The sequence below is a fragment of the Blastococcus atacamensis genome, from assembly GCF_002938425.1.
Lineage (GTDB): Bacteria > Actinomycetota > Actinomycetes > Mycobacteriales > Geodermatophilaceae > Blastococcus > Blastococcus atacamensis.
Genome location: NZ_POQU01000032.1, coordinates 16,742 through 37,543, shown reverse-complemented (window position 1 = coordinate 37,543; position 20,802 = coordinate 16,742). Strand labels below are relative to the sequence as shown.

19 protein-coding genes are annotated in these 20,802 nt (G+C 75.0%); 4 read left to right on the top strand and 15 right to left on the bottom strand.

Translation table 11 applies throughout. From position 1 onward, the window contains the following. The 9 genes from C5508_RS09815 to C5508_RS09775 all read right to left on the bottom strand — a co-directional run. On the bottom strand, positions 1-2,402 hold a 2,402-nt coding region (locus tag C5508_RS09815), incomplete at its 3' end, for a ComEC/Rec2 family competence protein (RefSeq protein ID WP_104524762.1). Next, complete coding sequence (locus C5508_RS09810) at positions 2,399-3,226, bottom strand: ComEA family DNA-binding protein (protein WP_104524761.1); 828 nt, start codon at positions 3,224-3,226, stop codon at positions 2,399-2,401. The genes C5508_RS09810 and C5508_RS09815, both read right to left, overlap by 4 nt. Before the next feature lie 139 nt (positions 3,227-3,365). After that, complete coding sequence (locus tag C5508_RS09805; protein WP_104524760.1) at positions 3,366-4,235, bottom strand: DegV family protein; 870 nt, start codon at positions 4,233-4,235, stop codon at positions 3,366-3,368. 70 nt (positions 4,236-4,305) lie between these two features. Further along, complete coding sequence (locus C5508_RS09800; RefSeq protein ID WP_104524759.1) at positions 4,306-5,052, bottom strand: histidine phosphatase family protein; 747 nt, start codon at positions 5,050-5,052, stop codon at positions 4,306-4,308. Continuing rightward, a complete protein-coding gene (gene rsfS, locus C5508_RS09795; protein ID WP_104524758.1) occupies positions 5,049-5,471 on the bottom strand; it encodes a ribosome silencing factor in 423 nt (140 codons plus the stop codon). The genes C5508_RS09800 and rsfS overlap by 4 nt, the downstream gene beginning before the upstream one ends. Beyond that, entirely contained in the window at positions 5,468-6,169 is a 702-nt protein-coding gene (nadD, locus tag C5508_RS09790) for a nicotinate-nucleotide adenylyltransferase (protein ID WP_232797031.1), read from the bottom strand. The genes rsfS and nadD overlap by 4 nt, the downstream gene beginning before the upstream one ends. 322 nt (positions 6,170-6,491) lie before the next feature. Next, a complete protein-coding gene (locus C5508_RS09785) occupies positions 6,492-7,898 on the bottom strand; it encodes a vWA domain-containing protein (protein ID WP_104524756.1) in 1,407 nt (468 codons plus the stop codon). After that, positions 7,898-8,779 (bottom strand): AAA family ATPase, encoded by an 882-nt coding sequence (locus C5508_RS09780; RefSeq protein ID WP_104524755.1) that lies wholly within the window; start codon positions 8,777-8,779, stop codon positions 7,898-7,900. Before C5508_RS09780 ends, C5508_RS09785 begins: the two co-directional genes overlap by 1 nt. A gap of 29 nt (positions 8,780-8,808) precedes the next feature. After that, positions 8,809-10,062 (bottom strand): glutamate-5-semialdehyde dehydrogenase, encoded by a 1,254-nt coding sequence (locus C5508_RS09775; RefSeq protein ID WP_104524754.1) that lies wholly within the window; start codon positions 10,060-10,062, stop codon positions 8,809-8,811. Positions 10,063-10,151: 89 nt separating this feature from the next. Here C5508_RS09775 and C5508_RS09770 point away from each other — a divergent pair, with 89 nt between their 5' ends. From C5508_RS09770 to C5508_RS09755, 4 genes are read left to right on the top strand one after another with little or no spacing between them, the layout of a single operon-like run. After that, positions 10,152-11,096 (top strand): metal ABC transporter substrate-binding protein, encoded by a 945-nt coding sequence (locus tag C5508_RS09770; RefSeq protein WP_104524753.1) that lies wholly within the window; start codon positions 10,152-10,154, stop codon positions 11,094-11,096. Beyond that, entirely contained in the window at positions 11,093-11,908 is an 816-nt protein-coding gene (locus C5508_RS09765) for a metal ABC transporter ATP-binding protein (RefSeq protein WP_104524752.1), read from the top strand. Before C5508_RS09770 ends, C5508_RS09765 begins: the two co-directional genes overlap by 4 nt. Before the next feature lies 1 nt (position 11,909). Beyond that, a complete protein-coding gene (locus C5508_RS09760) occupies positions 11,910-12,938 on the top strand; it encodes a metal ABC transporter permease (protein ID WP_104524751.1) in 1,029 nt (342 codons plus the stop codon). Then, complete coding sequence (locus tag C5508_RS09755) at positions 12,935-13,354, top strand: Fur family transcriptional regulator (protein WP_104524750.1); 420 nt, start codon at positions 12,935-12,937, stop codon at positions 13,352-13,354. The genes C5508_RS09760 and C5508_RS09755 overlap by 4 nt, the downstream gene beginning before the upstream one ends. Positions 13,355-13,383: 29 nt before the next feature. Here C5508_RS09755 and def read toward each other — a convergent pair whose 3' ends face one another. The 6 genes from def to C5508_RS09725 form a co-directional block, all read right to left on the bottom strand. Then, on the bottom strand, positions 13,384-13,866 hold the full coding sequence (gene def, locus C5508_RS09750; RefSeq protein WP_104524749.1) for a peptide deformylase: 483 nt from the start codon (positions 13,864-13,866) through the stop codon (positions 13,384-13,386). A gap of 30 nt (positions 13,867-13,896) precedes the next feature. Beyond that, a complete protein-coding gene (proB, locus tag C5508_RS09745; RefSeq protein WP_232797030.1) occupies positions 13,897-15,036 on the bottom strand; it encodes a glutamate 5-kinase in 1,140 nt (379 codons plus the stop codon). Continuing rightward, entirely contained in the window at positions 15,033-16,574 is a 1,542-nt protein-coding gene (gene obgE, locus C5508_RS09740; protein ID WP_104524748.1) for a GTPase ObgE, read from the bottom strand. The genes proB and obgE overlap by 4 nt, the downstream gene beginning before the upstream one ends. Before the next feature lie 99 nt (positions 16,575-16,673). Next, entirely contained in the window at positions 16,674-16,931 is a 258-nt protein-coding gene (gene rpmA, locus C5508_RS09735; RefSeq protein WP_104524747.1) for a 50S ribosomal protein L27, read from the bottom strand. Positions 16,932-16,938: 7 nt separating this feature from the next. Continuing rightward, positions 16,939-17,250 (bottom strand): 50S ribosomal protein L21, encoded by a 312-nt coding sequence (gene rplU, locus C5508_RS09730; protein WP_104524746.1) that lies wholly within the window; start codon positions 17,248-17,250, stop codon positions 16,939-16,941. A gap of 211 nt (positions 17,251-17,461) precedes the next feature. Continuing rightward, positions 17,462-20,620: an Rne/Rng family ribonuclease gene (locus C5508_RS09725; protein WP_198597997.1), complete on the bottom strand. Its 3,159-nt coding sequence runs from the start codon at positions 20,618-20,620 to the stop codon at positions 17,462-17,464. Between the last annotated feature and the right edge of the window lie 182 nt (positions 20,621-20,802).

The window sequence follows — 20,802 nt, the reverse complement described above, 5'->3', positions numbered from 1 at the left end:
TTTTTACTTTCCTCTTCGTCGGAAGCTGCAGTTGTGTATAAGGAACCATCGGGTGCCTGTGCGCCGACCGTCGCGCCAGGGGCCCGACCGCGCGCCGCCACTCCCCAGCCGCCCGCCTCCCCCACCACCGCGACGTCGCCCTCGCGATCCGTCCGGTGCACCCGCATCCCTGCCTCGGCGAGCCAGTCCAGCAGCCGCGGCGCCGGATGGCCGTAGGTGTTGTCCGCGCCCACCGACACGAGCGCCACGCTCGCGCCGGTCGCGGCGAGGAACTCCGGATCGGCGTCGCCGCTGCCGTGGTGGGGCACCTTGAGCACGTCCGCCCGCAGGTCCACGCCCTCGCGGACGAGCCGGGCCTCCACCTCGGCGCTCAGGTCGCCGGTCAGCAGGAGCCGCAGCCCGCGCACCGTCGCGCGGACCACCATCGAGAGGTCGTTGGCCTGGGCCGCGGCGGTGGCCCGGCGCGGGTCGGGGGCGAGCACCTCGAGCACCGCCCCTCCGACCGTGCGCCGGTCGCCGGGCACGAGGACCTCCCGCTGCTCCCCCGCCCGGCGGAGCAGCGCGTCGACCGGCCCCGCTCGGTCGTCGGACGGGGCAAGGGTGCCCGACGCGACGACTCCGACCGTGCGGCCGGTGAGCGCGCCCGCGAGGCCGCCCACGTGGTCGGCGTCCAGGTGCGAGAGGAGCACGAGCGGCAACTCGTCGATCCCGAGCCGGTCCAGGCAGGCGTCGACCGGGCCGACCTCCGGTCCGGCGTCGACCAGCACCCCGGCGCCCTCCCCGAGCGGCAACACGAGGACATCCCCCTGCCCCACGTCGCACGCCACCAGCACCGAGCCCGCCACGGGCCAGCCGTCCAAGGGCTGACGCAGCGGCCAGCCCACGACCACCAGCCCCACGAGGGCGGCGAGGGCCAGCGGACGCAGCCGGGCGAACCGCCACAGCACCCAGCCGACGACGGCGAGCAGGGCGCCCAGCACGATTGCGCCGCCGACCCCGACCGGCCAGCCCGCCACCGCATCGGGCAGCGCCGAGGCCCGCTCGGCGATCAGCACCACCCAGCGCACCGGCCAGCCGGCGAGCCACACCAGGACGCTTCCCAGCGGCGGCACGACCACGGCGGCTCCCGCGGCCAGCAGCCCGAGGACGGTGGCCGGGGCGACCGCCGGCGCGGCCAGCAGGTTCGCCGGCAGGGAGACCAGGCTGACCGTGCCGTTCAGCCCCGCGACCACGGGCGCGGTCGCGAGGCCGGCCGCGGCGCTCACGGCCACCGCGTCGGCGGGCCAGGCAGCCCAGCCGGAACGGCGCAACCGCCGCGCCCAGCCCGGCGCGAGCAGCACGATGGAGGCCGTGGCGACGACGGACAGCGCGAATCCCGCGTCCCGGGCCAGGGCGGGGTCGGTCAGCAGCAGGAGGATCACGGCCGCCGCGAGCGCCGGGAGGGCCGCCCGCGCACGGCCGGAGGCCAGCGCCAGCAGGGTCACCGCGCCCATGGCGGCCGCCCGCACCACGCTGGCGCTCGGGCCGACGAGCAGGACGAACCCGGCCAACGCCAGGATCCCGGCCGCGGCCTGGACCCGCCGGTCGACCGCCCGCCGTCGCAACGGCCACAGCACACCGGCGATCACGATCGCGACGTTCGCCCCGGAGACCGCCGTCAGGTGCGACAGCCCTGCCCGGCGGAACTCCTCGTCGAGCACCGGGTCCATGGCGCTCGTGTCGCCGACCACCAGGCCGGGCAGCAGGCCGGCCGGCCGGTCGTCGAGCACGCGCGCGGCCGCACCCCTCAGAGCCGTGCGGACCGAGGCCGCCGCCCGCTGCTCCGGGGGCGGCGGTCGCACGGTGCCCGGGGGTCCGCGGGCGGAGAGCACCGCGACGGCGTCGGCCCCGGCCTCGGGGAGCGCGGTGCCGGCCCGCGCCTGCACCTCCTGACCGGGGAGCAGATCGGCCCATCCGTCCGCGGGCGCGAAGAGGAGGACCGCGGCACCGCCCCCGTGCTCGGGCGAGATGATCTCGGCGTCGAGCACCACCCGTGGTTCCCCCGGTCCGCGGACGGCATGCGGCACCCCGGTGACGGCCAGCCAGGTCTCCACCGTCGCCCGGGTCGCGGCGATGTCGGTGAGCGGCGCAGCCTCGCGCTCCGCCGCCCGGACCGCCCCCGTGCCCGCGGCCGCCACCACGGCGGCCAGCACCGCCACGACCACCGGGGCACCCTGCCGGCTCGAGCGACCGGCGAGCACCCCCAGCACGGCGGCACCGGCAGCGATCCCGCCCAGCCCCGGAGCGGCGAGGTGCGGTGCGGCGAGCCCGAGCGCCCACACCGTCGCGGCGACCGGCCAGAGCCGGAGATCCAGCCACCGCCATCGCCGGTCGGGCAGCTCGTCGGGGTCCGGCGCCCTCACACGGACACCAGCTCGGCCAGCTCGGCCGCGATCGTGGGTCCGATGCCCGGGACGTCGTCGAGCTCCTCCACGCTGCGGAAGGGTCCGTCCTGGCTGCGGCGGTCGACGATCCGCTGGGCGAGCACCGGTCCGATGCCCGGCAGGGCGTCCAGTTCGGCGACCCCCGCGGTGTTCAGGTTCACCCGCCCGCCCGCCGGCGGCGCAGCACCCCCGGGGACCGCGCCCGGTGCCGGAGCGGGCAGCCCGACCGCGATCTGCTCGCCGTCGCCGACCGGCGCGGCCAGGTTCACCGCCGACGCGTCGGCTCCCGGCACCAGCCCACCGGCCGCGGCCAGCGCGTCGGCGACGCGGGCACCCGCGGGCAGCGTGACCAGCCCCGGACGCGCGACCTGCCCCACCACCGAGACCACCACGGTCGGGGACGTCTCGGCCACCTCGCCGACGGCGGTGGACGACGGACCGGCCGAGGTCGGGGCGGCATCGGGCGCGGGCTCCACGACCGGCCGGTCCAGCCAGGTCCAGCCGAGGAGCACGGCCACGGCCAGCACCGCGGCCGCCCCCAGGGCACGGGCGCCGTGCCGGCCGGTGTCCCAGCGGGCCGCCGTACCGGGCGCACGATGCCGGCCGATCCCGGCCGGCAGGCCCTCGTCGCCGAGCGGCACGGGAACCTGCTCGTCGGTGCCGAGCAGGGGTGGCAGCTCGTCGTCGGACAGCTCGTCGTCGGGCAGCCAGCCGCCGGGCAGGTGCGGCTCCTGCGCCAGCAGCGCGCGCAGGCGGGCGCGGATCAGGTCCGCGTCGTCGTTCCGGCGGAGAGGCAGGCGCACCCCGGCGACGCTAGGGAGCAGCGGTTCCCGGCACGGCGGCCCGATCGCATCTGTGGACGGCACCGCCCTTGTGGACGACGCAGGGGTCCTCCGGTCGTCCCGGGTTCAAGATGCGCAGGTGCTTCCCGATCCGAAGACCTCAGCTCGTCGCGGGTTCGTCCTCGATCGGCGACGAGACCACCACGCCGACCGCGCCCGGTCCGACGTGCGCGCCGATGGCGGCGCCGAGCTCGCTCACGTGCACGTCGCGCACGGCGGGCACCCGGGCGCGCAGCTCGCCGACCAGCCGCTCGGCCCGCTCGGCGGCCGCGAGGTGGTGCACGGCCAGTGCCACCTGCCGGTCCCCCGCGTAGTCCACGACGTGCTGGACGAGCCGGTTCAGCGCCCGCGCGGAGGTGCGCACCTTCTCCAACGGCACGACCCGGCCCTCGACCACGTGCAGCACCGGCTTCACCGCCAGCGCGGACCCGAGGATCGCCGCCGCCGAGCCGATCCGGCCGCCCCGGCGCAGGTGCTCCAGGGTGTCGACGACGAACAGTGTGCGGGTGCGGTCCACGGTCTCCCGAGCGATCCGTTCGACGGTGCGCAGGTCCGCGCCGTCGGCTGCCGCACGGGCCGCCTCGAGGACGGCGAACCCGGTGGCCATGGCCGCCGACCGGGAGTCGACGACCGACACGATGTGTTCCCCCACCTGGGAGGCGGCGACGCGGGCGGCGTCCCAGGTGCCGGAGAGCGCCGAGGACAGGTGGATCGACACCACGCGGTCCGCCCCGCCGTCGAGCGCCGCCCGGTAGGCGGCCACGAAGTCCCCCGGGGTGGGCCTGGACGTCGAGACCTTCTGACCCCGCGTGGAGAGCGCCTTGGCGACGTCCTCGGAGGTGATGTCCTCGCCCTCGCGACCGGACCGCCCCGACAGCACGACGTACAGCGGGACGACGTGGATGCCGTAGGCCGCCACCAGCTCGCGGGGAAGGTAGGCCGTCGAATCGGTCAGGACGGCGACAGGCACCTGGGGAGGCTAACCGGCACCACGCCGACGGAGCCGTCCCGGTGTTCCTCCGAAGGGAGGAGTCGGGCGCTCAGCCGACGGCGTCGGCGTCCTGCGCCGGATCGGGGCCGGGATGCCGCCCGGTGCCCGGCAGCACCGCCGTCCCGGTGTCCTGCGCCGTGCGCCGGGGAGCGACCCCCTCGGGCAGCGGCCCCGCGGAGGAGTTGTGCCGCAGCAGGCGCCAGCGCCCGCTCTGCCGGGCGAGCTCGCTCCACGCGCAGTTGCCCAGTGGCCCGAACACCCGCCGGTGGTCCGGGCCGAGTTCCAGCAGCCGCTCGATCAGCCGGCCGCTCGTGCCACCGTGGGTGACGACGACGGCGACGTCCGCCGGCGGCAGCTCCCGCAGGGCGGCCAGCACCCGCTCGGCCACCGCTGCGGTCTCCTCGCCACCACGGCCACGCACCGAGCGCCCGGCCAGCCAGTCGGCGTACTGCTCGGGAAACCGCTCGGCGATCTCGTCGCGGGTCAGGCCCTCCCAGGAGCCCATCCCGTGCTCGCGCAGCCGCTCGTCCAGCCGCAGGTCCACACCCATCAAGTCGGTGAGGACCCGCGCGGTGTCCGCGGCCCGGACGAGGTCGCTGGAGAGCACGACGGCGTCCTGCCCGTCGAGACCGGCCATGAGGTGCGGTGCCGCGTGCGCGGCCTGGGCCCGGCCGACGTCGTCGAGCGGCGGATCCATCTGCCCCTGGAAGCGGCCAGCCGCGTTCCACTCGGTCCGGCCGTGCCGCCAGACGACCAGCCGGGTCACCGGCAGGTCGGGCAGGGCCGCAGCGGTCACTGGCCGGCCGTCTCCACGACCGGGGCGGATGGCTCGTCCGACGTAGCCGACGGGGGCTGGGCGGCGTCCACGAACGGGATGCTCGGGCAGTCCTTCCAGAGCCGCTCGAGGGCGTAGTAGGCGCGCTCCTCGGCGTGCTGGACGTGCACGACGACGTCGACGAAGTCCAGGAGCACCCAGCGCGCCTCGGCGACGCCCTCCCGGCGCACCGGCTTCACGCCGTGCTCCCGGAGCCGCTCCTCGACCTCGTCGACGATGGCCTGCACCTGCCGTTCGTTGGGTGCCGACGCGAGCACGAACGCGTCGGTGATGGCGAGCCGCTCACTGACGTCCACGATGGAGACGTCGGTGGCGAGCTTGTCCGCAGCCGCCTGTGCGGCGACGAGCGCGGTTTCCCGGGCCTCGGCCGAGGCGGTCATCGGGGTACCTCCTGGAGATCTGGTGTCGTTGATGGGTCAGCGCCGGCGCCGGTGGAGGTGTTCCCGGGCGCGTCCGGCGAGGGACGGTCGTGAGTGGGAGGCCGGCGGACCGGCCGCCGGTAGAGCCCGCGCTTCTCGATGTACTGCACGACGCCGTCGGGCACGAGGTACCAGACCGGCATCCCGCGGTCGACGCGCGCGCGGCAGTCGCTGGAGCTGATGGCCAGCGCCGGGATCTCGACCAGGCTCACGCCGCCCTCGGGCAGGTGCGCGTCGCCCAGCGTGTAACCGGGGCGGGTCACCCCGATGAAGTGCGCCAGCTCGAAGCACCGGGCGCCGTCGCGCCAGGTCATGATCTGGGCCAGCGCGTCGGCGCCGGTGATGAAGAACAGCTCGTCGCCCGGCCGCTGGGCGTGCAGGTCGGTGAGGGTGTCGAAGGTGTAGGTCGGGCCACCGCGGTCGATGTCGACCCGGCTCACCGAGAACCGCGGGTTCGACGCGGTGGCGATGACCGTCATCAGGTAGCGGTCCTCCGCGGGACTCACCGACTGGTCGCTCTTCTGCCACGGCTCACCGGTGGGCACGAAGACCACCTCGTCGAGCCCGAAGAGCCCGGCCACCTCGCTGGCGGCCACCAGGTGCCCGTGATGGACGGGATCGAAGGTCCCACCCATCACACCGACTCGTCGCCCCGCCACCGAACGAGCGTATCCGGGGCTACCGGGGCCGGCCCCGTGAGGACCGGCCCCGGCCCCGCGATCCCGTCCGTCCCGGCCTCACGACCGGGACGGACGAACCCGCTGCGACCGGCTCCCCCGTGCAGCCGGTCGCGGTCCGGCCGCGTCGTTGCGGTCAGGTGGTGCCGACGTGTCGACACCGCGTTGACAACGCGGCAACGGCCTTTCGGTTACGGGACCGTCTCGTGGCCACCGGTGTGCCGCGCGCCACGTCCACCGACACCCCCGACGGGCCGACGATGACGGAGCGGACGAGTTCCCAGGCCGAGGGGGTGCGGCCGGCTCAGAGAGTGGTGACGAAGTCCGTCAGCTGGGCGGCGTTGCGGCACTCGACCATGTCGATGACCTCGCCGTACCGGTCCGCCGCAGAGTCCCCGCTCCCCCACAGCCGTCGCGGCTCGGGGTTCAGCCAGTGCGCCGAGCGCGCCCGGCGCACCAGGTCGGCGAGCACCGGGACCCCGGGCTGGCGGTAGTTGGTGCGGCCGTCGCCGAGCACGAGCAGCGAGGTCTTCGACCCCACGGCCGACGCCCAGCGGTCGGCGAAGACCTCGAAGGCCGTGCCGTAGTCGCTGTGCCCGTCGTAGGCCACCACCTGCGCCTCCCGGCCGATGCGGGCGATGGCGTCGGCGACGTCCACCCCCGGCCGGAAGAAGCGGGTGACCTCGTCGGTCGAGTCGACGAAGGCGAACGCCCGCACGCCGCTGAAGTGCTCGCGCAGCGCCTGGGTGAGCATCAGCGTGAAGTGGCTGAAGCCGGCGACCGAGCCGCTGATGTCGCACAGGACCACCAGCTCGGGCTTGTGCACCTTGCGCGGGCGATGGTGGGTGACGACCGGCACGCCGCCGGTCCCCAGCGAGGCGCGCACCGTCTTGCGGAAGTCCAGGCGCCCCTCCCGGCCGAGCCGCCGGCGGGCCGAGAGCCGGACGGCGAGCCGCCGGGCCAGCGGGGTGACCGCGCGGCGCAGCTCGGCGAGGTCGGCGGCCTGGGCGCGGAGGAAGTCCACCTGGTCGGCCAGGGGACGCACGGCGTTCTTCGCGACCCGGTCCCGGCCCTTCTCCGCCGCCGTCCGCCGGCGCACCTCCGCCTCGACGGCGGCCTTGAACGCGGCCACCCGCTCGCGCACTGTCTGCCGGGCCACCTGCTCGGCCAGGCCCCCGCGCTCGGCGTCCCCGAGGAGCCCGGCGAGCAGCTGGGCGACGAGCGTGTCGGGCGAGAGGGCGCGCAGCACCCGGTAGCTGAAGTACGACTGGCCCGACGGCGTCGGCTGCCCCTGACCGAGTGAGTCGACGGCGTCGCGGGCGAACCGGCGCAGCTCCTCGGGGTCGCCGTCGGTCAGCAGCCGGAGCAGCTCGGCGCGCATGAGCTCGGCGAGGGCGGCGTCGTCGGGCACGTCGAGCGTGGACTGCGCGCCCTCCCCGCCGTCCTCGGCGCCGTCGGCCACCGGCCGGTCGCCGAGTGGCCACCAGAGGTCGAAGAGCACGTCGTAGGTGGGCCGCTGGGCCGCCCTCTGCAGCAGCACCGCCGCCAGCCCGTGCCGCAGCTGCTCACGGTCGAGCAGGTCGACGACGGTCAGGATCTCCGCGGCATCGACGGCCTGGCTGATGCCGACCGGGATGCCGGCCTCGCGCACGGCGCGCACGAAGCCGTCGAGGTGCCCCGCGAGCCCGCCGTGCCCGACGACCGCCGTCATCAGTTGAGCCGGAGTTCGGCGGCGGCGCGGGTCTGGTCGCTGGCGTGCTTGAGCACCACACCCAGGGTCGAGCGCATCGCCGGTTCGTCGAGGGTGTCCAGGCCCAGCTCGAGCAGGGTCTGCGCCCAGTCGAGGGTCTCGGAGATCGACGGCGACTTCTTCAGCTCCAGCGCGCGCAGTGCACGGACGGTGCGGACGAGCTGGTCGGCCAGGCCCGGGGCCAGGTCGGGGACCCGGGACAGCACGATCTCGCGCTCCCGCTCGGCCGAGGGGTAGTCCAGCGACAGGTACAGGCAGCGCCGCTTGAGCGCCTCGGAGAGCTCGCGGGTGGCGTTGGAGGTGAGCACGACGGTGGGCCGGCGGGTGGCCACGACCGTGCCGAGCTCGGGGATCGTCACCTGGAAGTCCGAGAGCACCTCCAGCAGCAGACCTTCCACCTCGACGTCGGCCTTGTCGGTCTCGTCGATGAGCAGGACCGTCGGTTCGGTGCGGCGGATGGCGGTCAGCAGCGGGCGGGAGAGCAGGAACTCCTCGCCGAAGATGTCGTCGTGGACGGTGTCCCAGTCCGCGCCGTCCCCGGCCTGCGAGGCCTGGATGCGCAGCAGCTGCTTCTTGTAGTTCCACTCGTACAGCGCCCGGGCCTCGTCCAGGCCCTCGTAGCACTGCAGCCGGATCAGCTCCGATCCGGTGGCGCTCGCCAGCGCCTTGGCCAGCTCGGTCTTGCCGGTGCCCGCCGGCCCCTCGACCAGCAGCGGCTTGCCGAGGCGGTCGGCGAGGAAGACGGTCGTGGCGATCTGCGCGTCGGGCAGGTAGCCCACGGCCGACAGCCGCTTGCTGACGTCCGCGACCGACGAGAAGTTCGGGGACTGCTGGCGGGGCATGGGGCTCCTCGGTCAGGCGGCCGGGACGGTCAGCGGGTGTGGCCGCGGCCCGTCACGACGTAGGTGGTGGAGGTCAGCTCCGGCAGACCCAGCGGGCCGCGGGCGTGCAGCTTCTGGGTGGAGATGCCGATCTCGGCGCCGAACCCGAACTCGCCGCCGTCGGTGAACCGGGTGGAGGCGTTGACCAGCACGGCGGCGGCGTCGACGCCGGCGGTGAACTCGGCGATCGCGGCGGCCGAGTCGGCGACGATGGCCTCGGTGTGCCCGGTGCTCCAGCGCGCGATGTGCTCCAGGGCCTGCGGCAGGTCGTCGACCACGCGCACGGCCATGTCCATCGACAGGTACTCGGTGGCCCAGTCCTCGTCGGTGGCCGGGACGACGTCGTCGTGCGCTGACCGGGCCGGGTCGTCGCCGTGCAGCGTGACGCCGGCGCCGGAGAGCGCGGCCAGCAGCTGCGGTAGGAACGGCACGTCGCGGTGCACCAGCAGCGTCTCGGCGGAGTTGCAGACGCTCACGCGGTGGGTCTTGGAGTTGAGGACGACGGCCTCGGCGATGGCGGGGTCGGCGGAGGCGTCGACGTAGACGTGGCAGTTGCCCTCGCCGGTCTCGATGACCGGCACCCGCGACTCGCGGACGACCCGCTGGATCAGCGAGGCCCCGCCGCGCGGGATCACGACGTCGACCAGCCCGCGGGCGTTCAGCAGCTCGCCGACCGACGCGCGGTCGGCGGGCAGCAGTTCGACGAAGCCCGCGGGGAGCCCCGCCTTCTCCCCCGCCTCGGTGAGGACGGCGATCAGCGCGGTGTTGGTGCCGAACGCCGAGGCCGAGCCGCGCAGCAGGGCCGCGTTGCCGCTCTTGAGGCAGAGGCCGGCGGCATCGACGGTGACGTTCGGACGGGCCTCGTAGACGATGCCGACCACGCCGAGGGGGACGCGGACCTGCGTCAGCTCCAGGCCGTTGGGCAGCCGGGAGCCGCGGACGACGTCGCCCACCGGGTCGGGGAGCGCGACCAGCTGGCGCAGCGCGTCGGCCACCCCGACGATCCGGGCGGGGTCCAGCCGCAGCCGATCGAGCACCGAGCCGGGCGTGCCGGCGGCGGCCGCGGCCTCCACGTCGGCGGCGTTCGCGGCGAGGATCTCGTCGGTCCGCTCGACCAGCGCCTCGGCCATCGCGGTCAGCGCGGCGTCCTTGGTGTCGGTCGGAAGGGTGCGCAGCACCCGGGCGGCGGCCTTCGCGCGCAGCGCGGCGGCACCGATCAGCGGCAGCTCGGCGGCGGCGGTCACGCCCGCGAGCCTACGCGGATCACCGCCCCGGTCCCCGGCCCGCCGGGGCCCGGCGCACCCGGTCGGACGACCATGCGAGAATGATTCTCATGCGCACCCCCGCCGCCCGCTGGACCGCCTCCCTCGCTCTCACCGCCACCGCGCTCCTCGCGGCCGGCTGCGGAGCCGAGGGCGACGACGCCGCGGCCGACGGAGAGCTGACCGTCGTCGCGGGCTTCTACCCGCTGGAGTGGGCGGCGGCCCGGGTCGGCGGGAACCGGATCGCGGTGACCTCGCTGACGCCGTCGGGTGCCGAGGCGCACGACCTCGAGCTGACCCCGCGCGACGTCGGCGCCGTCGGCTCGGCCGACCTGCTGGTGTACCTGGAGGGCTTCCAGCCGGCGCTGGACGAGGCCGCCGCCGAGGCCGGCGACGCCGCCTGGGACGCCGGTCAGGCCGCCGACCTGGTCGAGGGCGAGCACGCGCACGGGGACGAGGAGCATGCGGACGAGGAGGACGGCCACGGCGACGAGGCCGTCGACCCGCACTTCTGGCTCGACCCCACCCGGTTGGCCGCCGTCGGGGACGCCCTCGCCGAGCGGCTGACCGAGCTCGACCCGGACGGGGCGGCGACGTACGAGGGGAACGCCGCCGCACTGCGCGCGGACCTCGAGGCCCTCGACGCCGAGATGCAGGAGGGCCTGGCCGGCTGCGCGGTGGACACCCTCGTGACCAGCCACGAGGCCTTCGGCTACCTCGCCGAGCGCTACGGTCTGGACGTGGTGGGCATCAGCGGGCTGAGCCCGTCGCAGGAGCCGAGCGCCGCGGGGCTCGCCGAGATCACCGGCCTCGTCCGCGACCGCGGGATCACCACCGTCTACACCGAGACCCTGGTCGACCCCGCCGTCGCCGAGACCGTGGCCGAGGAGGCCGGCGTCCGCACCGCCGTGCTCGATCCGATCGAGGGGCTGACCGACGAGTCCGCCGGCGAGGACTACCTGCAGGTGATGCGCGCCAACCTCGCCACCCTGCAGGAAGGCCAGGGCTGTTCATGACCGCCCGTTCCCCCGGCGACGTCGCCGTCCGGCTGCACGACGCCAGCATCGGTTACGACGACGTCCCGATCGTCGCCCGCGTCGACCTGACGGTGCGGCACGGCGAGGCGATCGCGGTCCTGGGGTCGAACGGGTCGGGCAAGACCACCCTGGCCCGCGGCCTGCTGGGCCTGGCTCCCGTGCTCGGCGGGGACGTCGAGATCCTCGGCGCACCCGTCGGCCGGCTGCGCGACCCGGGCCGGATCGGGTACGTGCCGCAGCGGCACACCGTCAGCGGTGCGGTTCCCGCGACCGTCCGCGAGGTCGTGTCCGTGGGACGGCTGGCCCGGCTCGGCCTGTTCCGCCGGCTCCGGGCCGCCGACCGCGTGGCCGTCGGTGAGGCGGTCGCCGCCGTCGGGCTCGCCGACCGCATGGAGGAACCCATCGCGTCGCTGTCGGGTGGCCAGCAGCGCCGGGTGCTGGTGGCCCGGGCGCTGGCCGCCCAGCCGGAGCTGCTGATCATGGACGAGCCGACCGCGGGGGTGGACGCCGCGAGCCAGGACGCCCTGGCCGAGGTGCTCGCCCGCGTGTCGGCGGCGGGCACCACCCTGCTGGTGGTCACGCACGAGACCGGTCCGCTGGCCTCGGTGCTCGCCCGCGCGGTGGTCGTGGACCAGGGGCGCATCAGCTACGACGGCCCGCTCGCCGGAGCGGCGTCCGGCTCCGGCGAGCACCACTGCGGTCCGGTGGCGGACGCCGGCCGGCCCGGCTACCGCCTGGACCAGCCCACCGTGACGGCCCGGCCGGTGCGGTCGCTGGGCGGAGGTCGCTGACGTGGAGATCCTCGAGTACGGCTTCATGCAGCGCGCGCTGCTCGCCTCGCTGATGGTGGGCCTCGTCGCCCCCGCCGTCGGCATCTTCCTGGTCCAGCGGCGGCTCTCGCTGCTCGGCGACGGCCTCGGGCACGTGGCCCTGACCGGCGTGGCGATCGGCGTCCTCACCTCCACCGCACCGGTGGGGGCGGCCCTGGTCGCCGCCGTCCTCGGCGCGGTGCTCATCGAGCTCGTCCGCGCCCGTGGCCGCACGAGCGGCGACGTCGCGCTGGCGGTGCTCTTCTACGGCGGCATCGCCGGCGGCGTGGTGCTGCTCAGCCTCGCGCCACGCGGCTCGGCGACGAACCTGGACGCCTACCTCTTCGGCGCCATCACCACGACCAGCGCCGAGGACCTCGCCGTCTTCGCCGCCATCACGCTGGCGGTGCTCGCCGTGGTCGGGTTGCTGGGGCAGCGGCTCTACGCGGTGAGCGACGACGAGGAGTACGCCCGGGCCGTCGGCCTGCCGGTGCTCGCCCTCAACATCGTGCTCGCTGCGCTGGTCGCCTCCACGGTCGTGCTGTCCATGCGCGTGGTCGGCCTGCTGCTGATCAGCGCCCTGATGATCGTGCCGAGCGCGGTGGCCCAGCTGGTGGCCCGCAGCTTCCGGCAGGCGCTGTACCTCGCGTGCGGCATCGGGCTGGTCGTGAGCGTCTCCGGGACGACGGCGTCGTACTACACCGGCACCCCCTCGGGCGGCACCATCGTGCTGCTGGCGATCGCCGTCTTCCTGGTCGTGGCCGCCGCCGTTGCCCTGCGCGAGGCCACCGCCCGCCGGCGGCACCGCCGGCGAGGCGACGTGCACGCCGCGCACCCGCACGAGCACGGGCCGGGCTGCGGCCACCAGGCCGTTCCGCACGGCGACCACGTGGACTACGACCACGACGGCCACCTGCACGCACCGCACCTGACCGGTACCGGCGTGCACTACGACGAGCACGGCACGGACGCCGCCCCGGCGGACCGGCCCGCGACGGAAGGTGCCCGATGAGCGCGGCCGAGCAGCCGGAGGGCGGCGTCCGCCGCCAGAGCCGTCAGCGCAGTGCGGTGCTCACCCTGCTCGACGAGCTCGACGGGTTCCGCAGCGCGCAGGACCTGCACGCCCTGCTGCGCGACCGCGGCGACTCCGTGGGTCTGGCGACGGTCTACCGGGCCCTGCAGGCGCTGGTCGACGACGGCCAGCTGGACGTGCTGCGCAGTCCGGACGGCGAGGCGGCCTACCGGCGGTGCTCCCCCAGCCACCACCACCACCTGGTCTGCCGAACGTGCGGCCGGACGGTGGAGGTCGCCGACCCGCCGGTCGAGCGCTGGGCGGCGCGGATCGCCGCCGAGCACGGCTTCGTCGACGTCCAGCACGACGTCGAGGTGTTCGGCACCTGCGCCGCCTGCGCGGCCGCCCACGGCTGAGGTCGGACGCCGCAGAGGTCGGCCGCGGCTCAGCGGTCGCGCAGCGCGCGCAGGGCCGACTTGCGGGCCTCACCGGTCAGCCGGTCAAGGAAGAGCTTGCCGTCGAGGTGGTCCACCTCGTGCTGGAGGCAGCGGGCCATCAGCCCGCTGCCCTCGACCCGCACCGGCTTCCCGTGCACGTCCACGCCCTCGACGACGGCGTGCATCGCCCGAACCGTGGGCGCCCAGATGCCCGGGACGGACAGGCAGCCCTCATCGCCGTCCTGGATCTCCTCGGAGAGCTCGACGATCCGCGGGTTCACCACGTGCCCGATCACGCCGTCGACGTTGTAGGAGAACGCCCGCAGGCCCACGCCGATCTGCGTCGCCGCGAGTCCGGCCCGACCGGGATGGTCGACGGTCTCGAGCAGGTCGCGGACGAGCGCGGCCAGGTCGCGGTCGAACGAGCGCACCTCGTCGGCCGGGGTGCGCAGGACCGGGTCACCGACTTCGCGGATGGGGCGGATGGTCACCCGGGCAGTCTCTCAGCCGCCCCCCGGACGTCAGCGCAGGCGTCCGACCAGCACCATCTCGTCGCGGTGCACGACCTCGCGGCGGTGCTCCGGAGGCAGGTCGCCGGTCTTGCGACCGAGCAGTGCCGGCATCTCGCGGGCGTCGTAGGCCACCAGCCCGCGGGCGACCACGGTCCCGTCCGGCCCGACCAGCTCGACCGGGTCATCGGCGAGGAACTCCCCCGAGACGCCGGTGATGCCGGCGGCCAGCAGCGAGGCGTGCCGCTCCGCGACGGCGGTGACCGCACCGGCGTCGAGGATCAGCCGGCCCCGGGGGCGGCTGGCGTAGCGCAGCCAGAACTGGCGGGCGCTGGGCCGCTTCCCCATGGGGGCGAACAGGGTGCCCATCCGGTCGCCGGCGAGCGCGCCGGCGGCCCGGGGCGTGGAGGTGACGACGACGGGCACCCCGGCGTGGGCGGCGATGAACGCGGCCTCCACCTTGGTGGCCATACCGCCGGTACCGACGCCGTTACGGGTCGCGGAGCCCAGCGTGACCGCCGCCAGGTCGGCCGGCCCGCGCACGGTGTCGATCAGCTCGGCCGGGCCGCTACGGGGGTCGCCGTCGTAGACGCCGTCGACGTCGGACAGCAGCACCAGCGCCTCGGCACGGGCGACGTGCGCGACCAGAGCAGCCAAGCGGTCGTTGTCGCCGAACCGGATCTCCTCGGTTGCCACCGTGTCGTTCTCGTTGACGATCGGCAGCACGCCCAGGTCCAGCAGCCGGTCGACCGTCTGGCGGGCGTTCCGGTAGTGGCTGCGCCGGGTGAGGTCGTCGGCGGTGAGCAGCACCTGTCCGACGGTGATCCCGTGCCGGGCGAAGGCGTCGGCGTAGGTCTGCACCAGCCGCAGCTGGCCCACGCTGGCCGCCGCCTGCGCGGTCGCGAGGTCCCGTGGGCGACCGTCCAGGCCCAGGGGCGAGAGCCCCGCGGCGATGGCGCCGGAGGACACCAGCACCACCTCACGCCCCGAGGCCCGCACCGCGGACAGGACGTCGACCAGGGCGGTGAGCCGGTCGACGTCGAGCCCACCGGGCAGCGTGGTCAGCGACGACGAGCCGACCTTCACCACCACGCGGCCCGCACCGGCGATCTCCGGGCGCGCGGGGACGTCGACGGGGGCCTGCGCGGTCACCGCTCGCCGTCCACCAGCGCGTCGTCGGCCGGCTCGTCGCTCTCGGCGGCGTCGAGGTCGACACCCTCGAGGTCCTCGTCGGTCCAGCCGTCCTCGGCCGCCTCGAACGGCATCCGGCGCGCCTGCTTGGCGGCCAGCCGCTCAGCTGCGCCCACCCGGGCGTTGTCCTCCAGGCGGTTGTCCGTGCCTCGTCCACCGAGGCCGGCCGCCTCCTCGGCGGTGAGGGTGCCGGCGGGCAGCGTGGGCGACCAGTCGAAGGTGACCCCGCCGATGGTCACGGCGTCACCCTCGCGTGCGCCGGCCTTGGCCAGCTCCTCCTCGACGCCGAGCCGGTTGAGCCGGTCGGCGAGGAATCCGACGGCCTCGTCGTTGGTGAAGTCGGTCTGGCGGATCCAGCGCTCGGGCTTCACGCCGCGGACGACGTAACCCTCCGGGTCGTCCGGGTCACGCTCGACGGTGAAGCCGCTGTCGTCGACAGCGCGGGGGGTGAGCGTGAGCCGCACCGGCTCGGGTGCCGGCAGCGAGGCACGGTGCTCCTCGACGGCGGCGGCCAGGGCGTAGCCGAACGCGCTCAGCCCCTCCCCCGTCGCGGCGCTGACGGGGTGGACGGCGAGGCCGCGGGACTCCAGCGTCTCGCGGACCAGGTCCACGAGCTCGCGGGCGTCCGGGACGTCGATCTTGTTGAGGACGGCCATCCGCAGCCGGCCGACCAGGTCCAGCTCGTCGCCGCCGTACTCGGCGAGCTCGTGCTCGAGGGCCTCGATGTCGGTCTCGGGGTCGCGGCCGGGCTCCATCGTCGCCATGTCGACCACGTGCACCAGGACGGCGCAGCGTTCGACGTGCCGCAGGAACTGCACGCCCAGGCCCTTGCCGGTCGAGGCGCCGGGGATCAGGCCCGGGACGTCGGCCATCGTGTAGACGGTGTCGCCGGAGCGGATCACGCCCAGGTTGGGGACCAGGGTCGTGAACGGGTAGTCGGCGATCTTCGGTCGCGCCGCCGACATGGCGGCGATCAGCGACGACTTGCCCGCCGAGGGGAAGCCGACGAGGCCGACGTCGGCGATGCTCTTGAGCTCGATGACGGCGTCGAAGGCCTCGCCGGGCTCGCCGAGCAGGGCGAAGCCGGGAGCCTTGCGGCGGGCGTTGGCCAGTGCGGCGTTGCCGAGGCCACCCTTCCCGCCGTGAGCCAGGACGACGCGGGTGCCGGCGCCCATGAGGTCGGCGACCACCCGTCCGTCGGGGGTGCTGACGACCGTTCCCTCGGGGACGTGCAGCACGCGGTCCTCACCACGGGCGCCGTGCCGGTTGCTGCCGGCGCCGGGGCGACCGTTCGCCGCCTTCTGGTGCGGGCGGTGGTGGAAGTCCAGCAGGGTGTGCACGTTGGGGTCGACCTCGAGGACGACGTCGCCGCCGTCCCCTCCGTTGCCCCCGTCGGGCCCACCGAGGGGCTTGTACTTCTCGCGGTGCACCGAGGCCACGCCGTGCCCACCGTTCCCGGCGGCGACGTGGATGGTGACGCGGTCGACGAATGCGGCCATGGGTCAGCTACTCCTGGAACGCCACGAGCGCACGGGCCTCGGCCCGTGCGCTCGTGAGCAGATGGAACGGCCCCGTCGCGGGGGGCAGGGGGTCCTTGTTCAGGCCTCGACCGCAGCGATGGAGACGGTCTTGCGTCCCCGCCGCGTGCCGAACGTGACCGCACCGGCGGCGATGGCGAACAGCGTGTCGTCGCTGCCGCGACCGACACCCAGGCCCGGGTGGAAGTGGGTCCCCCGCTGGCGGACGATGATCTCGCCAGCCTTCACGACCTGGCCACCGAAACGCTTGACGCCGAGGCGCTGCGCGTTCGAGTCACGACCGTTGCGGGAGGACGATGCGCCCTTCTTGTGTGCCATGTCGGCGTCAGCCCTTCGAGATGTCGCGGACCACGACGCTGGTCAGGGGCTGACGGTGCCCCTGCCGCTTGTGGTAGCCGGTCTTGTTCTTGAACTTGTGGATGTGGATCTTCGGGCCCTTGCCGTGCTCGACGATCTCACCGGTCACGGTCACCTTGGCCAGGGCCGCCGCGTCGCTGGTGACGGTGTCGCCGTCGACCAGGAGGATGGCCGGGAGAGCGACCTTGTCACCCGCCGCACCAGCCAGGCGGTTGATCGTGAACGTGTCGCCCACGGCCACCTTGTGCTGGCTGCCGCCGGCCTTCACCACTGCGTACACCACTGACTCCTCGTTTTGCTTCTTCACGTCAAGCTCGATGTCCGGCGCGCACGACCGGGGGGCGCCGGGTGCTTGGACGAGCTGCCGACGCCGTTCCGGCGGCACCCGGAGGCGCCAGCGCGGGGGCGCAGCAACCCGACCAGCGTACCCGACCGGCGGACCCCGTCCCACTCACCCCTCGCGAACTCGGGGCGGGCCTCCGGACGAGGCCTCAGGCGGGCGGGCCCGCAGGTCGGCTGGCGGCCCGGCGACGGCGCGGACGGGAGGCCGCGACGGGCACCTCGTCCGCTCCGCCGGCCGGCGGGCCCGACGCATCGGCGCCGGCGTCCGTGCCGTGCCCGACCCCACCCGGGGTCACGTCCGCAGCGGTCGTGGTCGGGGTGATCGGCACCGCGTCCTGCTCCGGGGCCTCCACCGCGGCGACCTCGCCGGCCGGGAGCACGTCCTCGGCCTCGGGCTCCTCGACGGCCGGCGCGGGGGCCGGGACGCTCTCCGGCTCGATGGCGGCGACGGCCATCGGCGGGTCGATCGCGACGACGGGTGGCGCGGCCTCCTCGGCGGTCTCCCCGGAGCCGTCGGTGGCGGGCTCGACGGGCATGTCCTCCTCGGCACGGGCGCCGGCCAGCACGGCGGCGTCCTCGGCCGCGCGGTCCTCCCCCGACTGACCGCGGTTGCGACGGCCCCGGTTGCGGCGGCCTCCGCTGCGCGTGCCCTCGGCCGGCTCGGCGTCGGCCCCGGGAGCTCCCTCGGTGCTCGCGTCGGCAGTCTCGTCCGTCACCTGCTCCGGCGCGGAGTCCTTGCCGGCGTCCCGGTTCTGGTCCCGGCCGCCGCGGTTCCGACCACCGCCGGGCTCCCGGCCCCCGGACTGCTGGCCGCCGGAGTCCTTGCCGCCGGAGTCCTTGCCGCCGGAGTCCTTGCCGCCGCCGCCGCCGTTCCCGCGACGCTTCTCGTCGACCGGGTCGGTGCTCACGATGATGCCGCGCCCGCGGCAGTGCTCGCAGTCCTCGGAGAACACCTCGAGCAGGCCCTGGCCGACCCGCTTGCGGGTCATCTGGACCAGGCCCAGGGACGTCACCTCGGCGACCTGGTGCTTCGTGCGGTCGCGTCCCAGGCACTCGGTGAGCCGGCGCAGCACGAGGTCGCGGTTGCTCTCGAGCACCATGTCGATGAAGTCGATGACGATGATGCCGCCGATGTCGCGCAGCCGGAGCTGGCGGACGATCTCCTCCGCGGCCTCCATGTTGTTGCGCGTGACGGTCTGCTCGAGGTTGCCCCCGGAGCCGGTGAACTTGCCGGTGTTGACGTCGACGACGGTCATCGCCTCGGTGCGGTCGATCACCAACGAGCCACCCGAGGGCAGCCACACCTTGCGGTCCAGCGCCTTGGCCAGCTGCTCGTCGATCCGCAGGTCGTGGAAGACATCGCCCTGACCGGTGTAGCGGGACAGCCGCTCGGTGAGCTCCGGGGAGACGTGGGCGACGTAGGCCTCGACGGTGTCCCAGGCGTCGTCGCCCTGGACCACGAGCTCCTTGAAGTCCTCGTTGAAGACGTCACGGATGACGCGGATCGCCAGGTCCGGCTCGCCGTAGAGCAGCGTCGGCGCGTTCGAGGTGGACTCGGCCTTCTTCTGGATGACGTCCCACTGCGCGGTCAGCCGGTTGACGTCGCGGGTGAGCTCCTCCTCGGAGGCGCCCTCCGCCGCGGTCCGGATGATCACGCCGGCGTCCTCGGGGACGATCCGCTTGAGGATGTCCTTGAGCCGCTGGCGCTCGGTGTCGGGCAGCTTGCGGCTGATGCCGGTCATCGAGCCGCCGGGCACGTAGACCAGGAACCGGCCGGGCAGGTTGATCTGCTGGGTCAGCCGGGCGCCCTTGTGGCCGATCGGGTCCTTGGTGACCTGCACGAGGATCTTGTCGCCGGACTTGAACGCCGTCTCGATCGAGCGCTGCTTGCCCGAGAGGCCGGCGGCGTCCCAGTTGACCTCACCGGCGTACAGGACGGCGTTGCGCCCCTTGCCGATGTCGACGAACGCCGCCTCCATGCTGGGCAGCACGTTCTGCACCCGCCCCAGGTACACGTTCCCGGCGAAGGACGTCGCCGACGCCTGGGTGACGTAGTGCTCGACGAGCACGTCGTCCTCGAGGACGGCGATCTGCGTCCGCTCGCCGCGCTGGCGGATGACCATCTTGCGGTCCACGGCCTCGCGCCGGGCCAGGAACTCCGACTCGGTCAGGATCGGCTGACGTCGGCGTCCGGTGTCCCGGCCGTCCCGGCGGCGCTGGCGCTTGGCCTCCAGCCGGGTGGAGCCGGTGATGCCACGGACGTCGTCGTCGCTGGTGCTGCGGCCGTTGCGGCCGGCGCGCTCCGGGCGGTCGTCGTCGTCGCTGTCGTCGGAGGCGTCGTCGTTCCCGGCGCTGCCGCTGCGCCGGCGACGGCGGCGACGACGGCGGGTGCTCGACCCGGTCGAGGAGTCGTCGCCCTCGCCCTCGGCGTCGTCGTCGGAGTCGGCGGCCTCGTCGGAGCGCTCGGCGTCGTCGTCCTCGTCGGAGTCCGTGTCGGTGGGGCGCTCGTCGGACTCGTCGTCGGAGTCCGCGGAGTCCTCACCGCTGCGGCCACGCCCTCGGCCGCGGCGCCCACGGCGGCGGCGACGGCTGCCCGAGCCGCCCTCCTCGCGGTCGTCGGCGGAGTCACGGTCGTCGGCGTCGTCGGTCTGCTCGTCGTCGTCGACGACGTCGGCCGGCTCGGCCTCGGGCTGGTCCTCCACCGGGCGCCGGCCGCGGGAGCGGCTGCGACGCGACCGGGGCGCCTCTTCGGCGGGCTCGTCCTGCTGCTCGTCGGGGACCTCGTCGAGGAGCTCGGGGTCCGGCGACTCGGCGGGACGGCGGCTGCGGCGCCGTGGTGCAGGGGGCGCATCCGCGGCCGGTGCCACGAAGCTGATGAACGCCGGGATCGCGGCGGCCGGGGCCGGCGGCGTCACGGGCGCGACCGACTCCGGGTCGGGAGCGGCCGCCGGGCGGGTGGCCCGGCGACGGGGGCGGGCGACGACGGCGGTCGGCTCGGGCGAGCTGAACTGCGCACCGAACGGCGAGCCGACGTGCTCGTGCTCGTCGTGCGCGCCCTCGTCCGGGGTCGCCGGCACGCCGGTCACCTCCGCCTCGGCCGGCTGCGGGGTGCCCGGCGCGACGTCGGCGTCGTCCCCGGCCGTCTCGTCGGCCTCCTCGGCAGCGGCGTCCTCGGCGGGCGCCCCCTCGTCCGGGGTCGCCGGCATGCCGGTCACCTCGGCCTCGGCCGGCTGGGGCGTGTTCGGCGGAACGCCGGCCCCGGACTCGGTCGTGTCGGTCTCGCTGGTCGTGTGGTCGGTGTCAGCCACGAGGGTTCTCGCCTCCTGTGTGGTGCTCCCGGGCGCCGATCGGTTCGACTGGCGGCCGCGCAGGAGCACGGGTTGGGCGGGCCGAGCCGCCGCGCGGGGTACGGCGGTCAGGCTCGTCCTGCGGAAGTCTGATGCGGCTCTCGCGCGGCGGTTGCCGCGGCCAGGGCCGTGGAGCGGGGGTG